10 protein-coding genes are annotated in these 9,446 nt (G+C 74.9%); 5 read left to right on the forward strand and 5 right to left on the reverse strand.

Translation table 11 applies throughout. The annotated features are described in order from the left end of the window. Positions 1–844: ABC transporter substrate-binding protein (locus ACFWEK_RS14400; RefSeq protein ID WP_430554490.1), on the reverse strand; the 844-nt coding region annotated here is incomplete at its 3' end. Positions 845–968: 124 nt separating this feature from the next. On the opposite strand from ACFWEK_RS14400, the gene ACFWEK_RS14405 reads away from it, so the two are divergent. The 3 genes from ACFWEK_RS14405 to ACFWEK_RS14415 all read left to right on the forward strand — a co-directional run bounded on the left by ACFWEK_RS14405 (position 969) and on the right by ACFWEK_RS14415 (position 3,687). After that, positions 969–2,132 carry a Gfo/Idh/MocA family protein gene (locus ACFWEK_RS14405; RefSeq protein ID WP_430554491.1) on the forward strand — a complete coding sequence of 388 codons (1,164 nt, stop codon included), beginning with the start codon at positions 969–971 and terminating at the stop codon, positions 2,130–2,132. Positions 2,133–2,254: 122 nt separating this feature from the next. Beyond that, on the forward strand, positions 2,255–2,854 hold the full coding sequence (locus tag ACFWEK_RS14410) for a dihydrofolate reductase family protein (RefSeq protein WP_430544796.1): 600 nt from the start codon (positions 2,255–2,257) through the stop codon (positions 2,852–2,854). Between the two features lie 86 nt (positions 2,855–2,940). Next, positions 2,941–3,687: a sulfite exporter TauE/SafE family protein gene (locus ACFWEK_RS14415; protein ID WP_430544795.1), complete on the forward strand. Its 747-nt coding sequence runs from the start codon at positions 2,941–2,943 to the stop codon at positions 3,685–3,687. Between the two features lie 11 nt (positions 3,688–3,698). Here the strand turns inward: ACFWEK_RS14415 and ACFWEK_RS14420 are convergent, their stop codons facing one another. From ACFWEK_RS14420 to ACFWEK_RS14430, 3 genes are all read right to left on the reverse strand, one after another. Then, positions 3,699–5,066 (reverse strand): threonine/serine exporter ThrE family protein, encoded by a 1,368-nt coding sequence (locus tag ACFWEK_RS14420; protein ID WP_430544794.1) that lies wholly within the window; start codon positions 5,064–5,066, stop codon positions 3,699–3,701. Between the two features lie 96 nt (positions 5,067–5,162). Beyond that, positions 5,163–5,288: a hypothetical protein gene (locus tag ACFWEK_RS14425; protein ID WP_430554492.1), complete on the reverse strand. Its 126-nt coding sequence runs from the start codon at positions 5,286–5,288 to the stop codon at positions 5,163–5,165. Beyond that, on the reverse strand, positions 5,285–6,313 hold the full coding sequence (locus tag ACFWEK_RS14430; protein ID WP_430554493.1) for an alpha/beta hydrolase: 1,029 nt from the start codon (positions 6,311–6,313) through the stop codon (positions 5,285–5,287). Before ACFWEK_RS14430 ends, ACFWEK_RS14425 begins: the two co-directional genes overlap by 4 nt. A 243-nt stretch (positions 6,314–6,556) precedes the next feature. Between ACFWEK_RS14430 and ACFWEK_RS14435 the strand changes: the two genes are divergently transcribed. Both ACFWEK_RS14435 and ACFWEK_RS14440 read left to right on the forward strand, forming a co-directional pair. Continuing rightward, positions 6,557–7,549 carry an amidohydrolase family protein gene (locus ACFWEK_RS14435; protein WP_430544791.1) on the forward strand — a complete coding sequence of 331 codons (993 nt, stop codon included), beginning with the start codon at positions 6,557–6,559 and terminating at the stop codon, positions 7,547–7,549. Next, positions 7,546–8,121 carry a TetR/AcrR family transcriptional regulator gene (locus ACFWEK_RS14440; protein ID WP_430544790.1) on the forward strand — a complete coding sequence of 192 codons (576 nt, stop codon included), beginning with the start codon at positions 7,546–7,548 and terminating at the stop codon, positions 8,119–8,121. Before ACFWEK_RS14435 ends, ACFWEK_RS14440 begins: the two co-directional genes overlap by 4 nt. Here the strand turns inward: ACFWEK_RS14440 and ACFWEK_RS14445 are convergent. Next, a complete protein-coding gene (locus tag ACFWEK_RS14445) occupies positions 8,099–9,247 on the reverse strand; it encodes a M15 family metallopeptidase (protein ID WP_430554494.1) in 1,149 nt (382 codons plus the stop codon). The genes ACFWEK_RS14440 and ACFWEK_RS14445 overlap by 23 nt on opposite strands. Between the last annotated feature and the right edge of the window lie 199 nt (positions 9,248–9,446).

Below are 9,446 nucleotides of genomic sequence, written 5' to 3' on the forward strand. Positions count from 1 at the left end.
CCATGCCGATCTTCCCCGCCGCGAACGCCTGGCGGACGGACTCCTGGTCGTAGAGGAACTCCTTGCCCATCGAGTCGTCCACCCAGCGCATGTCGTGCAGCGCCTGGAGCGAGTCGGCGGTGGCATCGCCCATGGTCGCCTTCGTGCCGCCGGCGTCCTGGACCTCCCCGCCCTTGCTGTAGGTCATCGTCGTGAGCATCCAGCCGCCCGTGTTGTTGGTCGTCATCTGGGCGTAGCCGGCGACCCCGGGCACCTTCTCGGCGATGGTCCTGGCGTACTCGCGCACCTCGTCCCAGTCGGCCGGCGGCTTGTCGGGGTCGAGGCCCGCCTGCTCGAAGACGTCGCGGTTGTAGGCCAGGCCCACGGAGAACAGGCCGGTGGGGATCGTGTAGATGTGCCCCTCGTCGTCCTTGACCTTGTCGAGGGCGAGCGGGTTGAGGTCGTCGATCATGTCGAGCTCTTCGAGGTACGGCGTCATGTCGGGCAGCTGCCCGTCCTGGATGAGCTCGTGGCTGTAGGTGAGCGAGACGCCCATGACGGTGGGCAGGGTGCCGCCGGCGAGCTTGGCCTGGAACGTCTGGGCGTCCCACACCTCGGTGGAGGGCTCGATGGTGATGTTCGGGTTCTCGGCCTCGAACTCGTCGATCCGCTCCTGGAAGGCGGCCTGCTCCTCGGGCTTGTCCGCCGTGGGCTGGTCGCCCACGGAGATCGTGACGTCGGCCTCGGGGTCGAGCGCGGCGTCCTGGCCCCCGGCGGTCCCGCCGCCGTTGGAGCACGCCGTCAGCGCGACGAGGGCTCCGGTCGTTCCGACTGCGACGGCGAGCCGCAGCGACAGTTTCCTCATTGAAACTCCTCGGGTCGGGGCTCGGGTGGTGGGACCGAGCCGGCGGTCGAGACATTAAAACCATGAGTGTTAATTAGTCAAGACCTCTGTTCACCGGGGCGATCGGATGCCTACCATCGCCGGCATGACAGCAAGCACCGGCGCACCGCTGCGCCTCGCCATCGTCGGCTGCGGCGTCATCGGCCGCCTGCACGCGGAGGTCGCCGCCGCGAACCCCGACCTCGACGTCGTCGCCCTCGTCGACCCGCACGCCGACCGCACCGCCGCGGTGTCCGCGCAGCTGGTGGCGGCCGGCCGGCCGGCCCCCGCCGCGCACGCCGCCCTCGGGGAGGCCCTCGCCGCCGGCGGCCTCGACGTCGTGAGCGTCTGCACGCCCAGCGGCGAGCACGCCCACCTCGCGCTGGAGGCGCTCGAGGCCGGGGCGCACGTCGTCGTCGAGAAGCCGCTCGACGTCGCGATCGAGCCCGCCCGCCGGCTGCGGGACGCCGCGGCCGCGCGGCCCGAGCAGGTCGTCGCCGTGATCTCCCAGCACCGGCACGACGAGTCCGCGCTCGCCGTGCGGCGTGCGCTCGACGCGGGCCGCCTCGGCCGTGTGACCTCCGCCGTCGCGAACGTCGACTGGTACCGCACGCAGGAGTACTACGACTCCGGCGCCTGGCGCGGCACCTGGGCCCTCGACGGCGGCGGCGCGCTCATGAACCAGGGCGTGCACACCCTCGACCTGCTGCTCTGGTACCTGGGCGAGCCGGTCGAGGTCGTCGCCTACACCGCGCGGCTCGGCCACGAGCGCATCGAGGTCGAGGACGTGGCGGTCGCGATCGTCCGGTTCGCCTCCGGCGCGCTCGCCACGCTGCACGCCTCCACCACGGTGTACCCCGACCTGGGGGTGCGTCTCCAGGTGCACGGCACGGACGGGTCCGCCGTCATCGAGGCGGACGAGCTCACCTACTTCCACGCCCGCGACGCCGAGGGCGGCGACTGGTCGGCCAACCAGGTCGCCGCCGCGTCCGGCGGCGCCCGCGGCGCACTGGACCCGCAGGAGTCGCACGTCGCGCAGTACGGCAGCTCGCACGGCGCCCAGTGGGCCGACGTCGTCGCGGCGGTCCGCGAGGGCCGCGCGCCGTGGGTGACGCTCGACGACGGGCTGCGGGCGCTCGCCACCGTCCGCGCGGTCTACCTGTCGGCGACCCTCGGCGAGCCCGTGCGCGTCGCGGACGTCGTCGAGGGCCGGTACGACGGTGTCGCCACGCGGACCGGCGAGCCCGAGCGGGTGGTCGCGGGGGCCTGAGCGCGGGACCCGAGGACCGTGGCCGGCGTCGTCGCCGCAGGCGGATGTCGAGGACCCGTCCGCCGCTCCGTCCCCGGGGTGAGTGCCGACGGACGGCACCCGACGAGACCGACGGAGACACCATGACGCAGCAGACCGGCCGTACCGTGGCCGCGAACCTCAGCCTCAGCCTCGACGGTCGGTACCACGGCCCCGGCGGGCCGGCCGACTTCGGCGCCTTCCTGCCGTACGTCGCCACCGACACGGCGCGCGACCACCTGGTCCGGCTGTGCGCGGACGCGACGACGGCCGTGCTCGGCCGGGTCAACGCCGAGGGCTTCCTCGGCTACTGGCCGCCCGTGGCCGCGGACGAGGCCGCCGACCCGCGCGACCGCGCGTACGCGCGGTGGCTCGTCGACACGGAGAAGGTGGTCCTGTCGCGCACGCTGACGTCAGCGCCGTGGCCGCGCGCCCGCGTGGTGGACGCACCCGCGGCCGACGTCGTGCGGGGCCTGCGGGACGTCGGCCAGGGCGACGTCCTGGTCAACAGCAGCCCAAGCGTCATCAAGCCGCTGCTCGCCGCGGACCTGGTCGACCGCCTGTACCTCCTGATCGCCCCGGTGATCGTGGGCGGCGGGGAGCGCCTGTTCGACGACGGCCTGCCCGGCACCACCTGGACCCTGTCGTCGCAGGTCGTGGGCGCACAGGGCGAGGTTGCCGCGGTCTACGACCGGGTACGGTGACCGACACGGCGCGCTGAGCTTCCGTGCCTCGAGCTGACGCGCGGACCCGCGCCCGACGACGGCCCGCCCGCGACTACGCTGCCCCGGTGCTCGAACCCGCCCCGCTGATCGCCGGCCTGCCGTGGACCGGGTGGGCCGTCGTCGTGCTCGTCGCGCTGCTCGTCGGCTTCTCGAAGACGGCGCTGGGCGGCCTCGGGATGATCGCGGCGGCGCTGATGGCGCTGGTCGTCCCGGCCAAGGAGTCCACCGGCGCGGTGCTGCTCCTCCTGATCACGGGCGACCTGGTCGCCATCTGGGCGTACCGCAGGTACGCGGACTTCCGGGTGATCGGGCGCCTGCTCGCGCCGGTGCTGGCCGGCGTGGCGCTCGGCGCGGCGTTCCTCACGTGGGTCAGCGACGACGTCATGCGCCGCACGATCGGCGGCATCCTGCTGGCGCTGCTGGTGCTCAACCTGTGGCGCGACCGGCTGCGCGTGGACACGCGCGCCGCGACGCTCGGGTACGGCGGCCTCGCCGGCTTCACGACGATGGTCGCGAACGCCGGCGGCCCGCCGATGAGCCTCTACCTGCTGGCCGCGCGTTACGAGAAGTGGCGCTTCCTCGGCACGACGGCATGGTTCTTCTTCACGGTGAACGTCATCAAGCTGCCGGTGGCCGTCGGCGTCGGGATCGTGGGCGCCGACACGGTGGGGCTGTGGGCCGTCCTGGCGCCCGTCGTGCTCGTCGGGACCTGGATCGGCCGGCGCGTCATCGGGCACGTGGACCAGCAGCTCTTCGAGCGGCTGGTCACCGTGCTCGTGGCGCTCGCGGCCCTCAACCTGCTGCTGCTCTGACCCGGGGTGCGTCACGTCGGGCGCAGCCCCCAGCGCGCGGGCGCCATCGTGTAGATCTGCCGGTACAGCGCCGTGCCGACGAGCACGCCGAGCGCGATGGCGACGATCGACCCCGCGATCGTCGGCAGGCTCGTGGAGCTGACGGCGTCGCCGCTCGCCGTCTGGGTGAGCCCGATCAGCCCGGTGGCGCCGGGCACGAGCAGCCAGAACGCGGGGAGGAAGCAGACGACGGCGGGCGGCGCGCCCCTGACGGTCTGCACGAGGTAGGCGCACAGCGTCAGCGCGGCGGCGCCGAGGAAGCCGCTGTAGACGCCGCTCGTGACGGTCGCGCCGACGACCTGCCCGCCGTACGCCACCAGCAGGACGACGGTGAGGAAGAAGAGCGACCGGGGCGGCCCGCAGTGGTACAGGAAGATGCCGAGCGAGAAGAGCAGCACCCCGATCCACGGCTGGAAGGCGCCGAGCGTCGTGGCGGAGGAGGCGAGCGCGTCCGCGCTGGGCACGTCGGTGATCGCCAGGGCCGCGAGGATCCCGAACGCGAGGAACAGCAGCTGCGCCAGGCCCGAGACGAGCCGGCTGGACCCGGCGACCATGTCGCCGGCGGCGAGCTCCTGCACGCCGGTGGTGAGCGCGGCGCCGGGCAGCAGCGTGACCAGGGGTGGCACCAGCACCTGCAGCGGCTCGCTCACGACCGTCGTGTCCGCGAGCCCGAACACCAGCAGCGCCAGCACGAACGCGGTGACGACGGGCAGCAGGGTCGCGGCGTACGTCCCGGGCCGCACGGTGAGCTTGACGGCCCCGACGAGCACGCCGAGCACGAACGCGTACAGCAGGCTGACGGGGTTGCCGCCGAGCAGGACCAGCCCGAGACCCGCCGCCGCCAGCCCGTGCCCGGCCGTGCGCACCCAGGCCGGGAACCGGGGGTGCGCGTCGCGGACCTGCTGCAACCGCTCGGCCCCTTCCGACGCGTCGATGCGGCCCGCCACGGCGTCGTCCACGACGGCGTAGACCTGCGCGGCACGGTCGAAGCGGACCTCCCCGCCGGCGGACTCCGCGACGTCGAACCGCGTCTCGGTGTCGCCCGGCATCTTGATGAGGATCAGCGTCGGGAAGACGAACAGCGTGGTCTGCGGCGACCCGAGCGCGACGGCGACGCGCTTGAGCGTGTGCTGGATGTCCGTGGCGGCCGTCCCGACGGTGAGCAGCGCGCCGCCCAGCAGCACCAGGAACTCCTGCAGCCGCTCCGACGCGGCGTCCACCACCGGCTCGGCCTCGAGCGACCTGCGCCGCAGCGAGAACCGGCCCAGGTGCAGGTGCCGGGGCCACCGTCGCGCCGGCGGGGCCGCCTGCCCGGCCTCGTCCCCGTCGTCACCGGTCACCGTGCCTCGCCCTCTCCCGACGGGTGTGGATCGCGCTCGCCACCCTAGGGCCGGTGCGGGGGACCGACCACCGCGACGCCCCTGCGGCGGTGCGCGTCAGTGCCCGAGGAAGACGACGACGGCGTCGACGACGACGACGGCCGCCGCCGCCGTCAGCAGGGCCAGGGCGGTCCAGCCGACGACGCGTCGTGCGCGCCCGGCGTCCGGTGCCGGCTCGGTCATCCGGTCCGGTCCTCCAGGAAGTCGAGCGTGGCGCCGAAGGACCGGGCGGCCTGCGGGCGGTCGAAGTGGAACTGGTACTCGTGGGGGAGACCTTCGCCGTCGTCCCAGAACAGGGTCTCGGTCGGGACGCCCTGGCCCTGGAGCGCGGCGGCGAGCTCGCGCCCCTGGCTCTCGAACGGGTCCGCGTCGCCGACGGTGAGGTACGTGGGCGGGTAGTCCGCCGTCGCCTGCTTCGTGGTGGAGAGCTGGTCGGCGAACGGCGCGTCCGCCCAGTCGCGGTGCCCCGTGTATGCCCAGAGGAAGGTGCGCAGCCCGGGGAAGCCCGTGGCGCCCAGGGTGTCCAGGTCGTACGCGCCGCAGTACAGGACGACGGCGCGCAGGCGGTCGCGCGGCACGCCCGGGGTGAGGTCGAGGTCGGCCGCGAGGCCGGGGTTGGTCTGGACGGCGGCCAGCTGGCTCGCGATCTGCGCGCCCGCGGAGTCGCCGCCCAGGACGACGCGGGCGGGGTCGCCGCCGAAGTCCGCGATCCGTTCCTGGACGACGTCGAGCGCGGCGTTGCCCTGCCGCACCGGCACGGGGTACCGGGCCTCCGGCGCCAGGGTGTAGTCCAGGCTGACGACCGTGTAGCCGCGGCTCGCGAGCAGGACGGAGAAGTCCTCGACGGTGGCGGGCGAGCCCGAGACGAAGCCGCCGCCGTGCACCCACACCACCACCGGGTGCGGCCCCTCGGCGCGCGGCGCGTACACGACGGCGCTCGCGTCGGGGGCGTCCGGGGTCGGGATCGGCACGGTGCGCGGGTCCTCGACGTTCGCCCGCGCGTCCTCGATGTCCAGGGGCGGCGTGACGCCGGGCCCGGAGTCGAACAGCGTCTGCAGCATCGCCGCTCCCGGTTGCACGGACACCTGGTACCAGCCCAGCGCGAGGAGCACGCCGAGCACGACGGCGATCACCGCTCGGAGCGCGCGTCGCAGCCACGGGCGGCCGGCGCGTGCCGACGTCCCGGGCACCTCGTCGGCGGCGGCCACGACGGTCAGCGCCGCGTCAGGCGGATCACGGGCAGCTCGCGGTCGGTGCGCTCCCCGTACCGGGCGTGCCCCGGGGGTGGGTGAAGGCCATCGGCTCCTCCGCCGTCGACGTCGTCGCTGGTCAGGCTGGTCCGGGATCGACTGTACGCCCGGGCGGGCGACGCGGGCCGAACCGCTCCGGGTGCGCGCGTCGTCGTCGGGTGGGAGCGTCGCGGGAGTCCCCGACGAGCACCCGGAGGTGTCGTGACGCCCTCGACCTCGAGTCCCCGCAGCGCCGCGATCGACACGCACGCCCACGTGTACCCGGTCGCGTACCTGGACCGGCTGGAGCGCATCGGCGTGGACCCGGCCACGACCGCCATCGCCCGGGACCTGCGGGCCGACTCCACCGACGCTGACCTGTCCGAGCGGCTGCGCGGGATGGACGACGCCGGCGTGGAGCTGCAGGTGCTCGCCGTGACGCCGCAGGCCCCCGCCGGCCGGGAGCCGGGGCCGTCGCTCGACGCCGCACGGTGGATCAACGACGAGTACGCGCGCCTGGTGGCGGCCCACCCCGGGCGGTTCCTCGCCTACGGGGCGCTGCCGCTGCCGCACGTCGCGGCGGCGCTCGAGGAGATCCCGCGGGTCGCCGACGCTCCGGGGTTCGTCGGCTTCTCGCTGCCGACGGTGCTGCCGGGTGGGCTCTCGCTCGCCGACCCGCGGTTCGCCCCGGTCTGGGCGGCCCTCGACGAGCGCGGTGCCGTGGTGAACCTGCACGCCACGGGGTCGGGCGCGCGCTCCGACCTCATCACCGGCCACGGGCTGGCCTGGGTCAACGGCGCCCCGGTGGAGGACGCGATCGCGGTGCTGCACCTGCTCAAGGCCGACGTGCCGAGCCGGTTCCCGCGGGTGCGCCTGCACGTGGCGCACCTCGCCGGCGACCTCCCGTTCCTCGCCCGACGGCTCGAGGACAACTACGAGGACTGGGGCGCGTTCCCGTCGTCGCCGCTCGGAGCCCTGCGGCGGATGTGGTTCGACGCCGCCAACTTCCACGAGCCGTCGCTCGCGCTGGCGGCCGAGACGCTGGGGGCCGACCGCCTCCTCGCCGGGTCGGACCACCCGTACTTCCAGGGCGCGAAGTACGCGCGGGCGTTCGACTACGTCCGCACGTCGCGGCTGTCCGGGCCGGACGTGGAGGCCGTCCTCGCCGGGAACGCCCGGGCGCTCTACGGGCCGGAGGCCATCATGGGGTCATGACCGACGGCACCCGACCGCGCCGCTACGACCCCGACCGCCGCGACCGCATCATCGACGCCTGCCTCGACGTCGTCGCCGCCCACGGCGTCGCGGGCACCTCGCAGCGCCGCGTCGCCGCGGCCGCGGACGTGCCGCTCGGCTCGATGACGTACCACTTCGCCGGGCGGGACGAGCTGCTGCGCGAGGCGTTCGGGCGCTTCACCCGCGAGGCCTCCGCGCAGTTCGACCGCCGCATGGCCGAGGCGCAAGACCGCGACGCCGCGCTGCGCGCCGTCGTCCGGCTCATCACGCTCGACGTCTTCGCCACCCAGCGCGACCTCGTGCTGTCGCACGAGCTCTACACGCTCGCCGCGCGCGACCCCGCCTTCCGCGACCTGACGAACGACTGGATGCGCCGCAGCCGCGCCGCGCTCGGCCGGCACTTCGACCCGGCGACCAGCCGCGTGCTCGACGCGTTCGTGGAGGGCATGACCATCCACCGCGCCCTCGACACCGAGCCGCCCGACGGCGTGGACGTGCTCGACGCGGTGCGCCGGCTCGCGGGTCCGGTCAGTAGCCGCCCATCTGCGTGACGCCCGCGGTGTACTCCCAGTGCCACGGCTCGTACTTGGAGCCGCCGGGCCGGGCCCAGTCGGGGTTGTCCCAGCCGTAGGCCGGGGCGTTCGCGGCGAGCCAGTTCCACCGCGAGCCGGAGTACGTCTCGGGGCAGATGTCGACGGCGAGGCCCCAGCCGTGGTTCGACGTGCCGGGCGCGGCCGCCAGGTACCCCTTGGCGGCCTTGGTCGCGACCTGCTGCGAGTAGCTGCGGAAGCCGTCCGTGATGCACATCGACTCGCCCCACGCGGCCTTGTACGCCTCGTTCAGCTCGGCGAGCTTCACGGCGGCGTCGGCGCGGACCTGCGTGTGCCCGTCCCACAGCGTGCACAGCTCGCTGGAGGGGATCAGCCCGTTGGACCCGGTCCCGGCGGCCACGCCCTCGCACCCCGGCAGCACCGGCGGCGGGCCCTCGATCTCGCCCCGGTCGAGCGTCTCGACCGACATCTTCGCCTTGTCCGACACCGTGACGGTCGCGCCGCCCGCGGTCTGCTTCACGGTCGAGGCCTGCGCGACACCCGCGCGGGCGCCGCTGCGCGAGGCGCTGCCGTCGCGGTCGTCGACGGCGGCGGCCGCCGCGGCGGTGATCGCCTCGAGCGAGCCGGTCGTCGGCCGGTCGTCGGGCTCCGGGGCCGAGGCCTGCGGTGCGATGGCGGTGAGCGTCGCGGTGGTCGCGACGGCGACGGTCAGCCCGACCCCCAGCCCCGCGAGGCGGCCGGGGACGCGCTTGCGCGCCGACTTGCGCACCGGACGGTGCTCGGAGCGGGTCGTCTCGCCGCGGGAGGTGTCGCCGCGCGGGGTCTCGCGGCCCGCCGCCGGGCGGACGGGGTCGAACACGTGCGTGTGCACGACGGCGGGCGTGGCGGTCGCCGGAGCGTGGACGTGCACGGGGGGCGCGGGCGTCGCGGGCGCGGCGGGGGGTGCGGTGCGGACCGGAGCAGCCGGAGCGGCCGGCACCGCGGCGCGGGGCGCGGCGGTCTCGCGGACGGGCTCCGGGACGTGCCGGACGGCGGTGACGGGACGGCTGCGCCCGCCGCGGCCGGGGTCACGTCGGCTCGGGTAGGTGCGGGTGGCGGGGGCCGGTGCGGGCTGCGTCTGCGTCATCGCGCGGCCTGCGCCGAGGCGTCGGACGGAGCGGGTGCGCCGCGGTGCGCGGTGCTCCTGTGAACGTGGGTTGTCATGCGACCTCTCCTGCTGCCTGAACCACCGGCCCGGAGGAACGTACCGCACCGGCGGGTGGAATGTCACGAAACGATCACGAGCTGGTCAGGGAGCGGTGACCCGGGCCGCGGGGGCCCGGGTC

The sequence above is a fragment of the Isoptericola sp. NPDC060257 genome, from assembly GCF_042726645.1.
GTDB lineage: Bacteria > Actinomycetota > Actinomycetes > Actinomycetales > Cellulomonadaceae > Isoptericola > Isoptericola nanjingensis.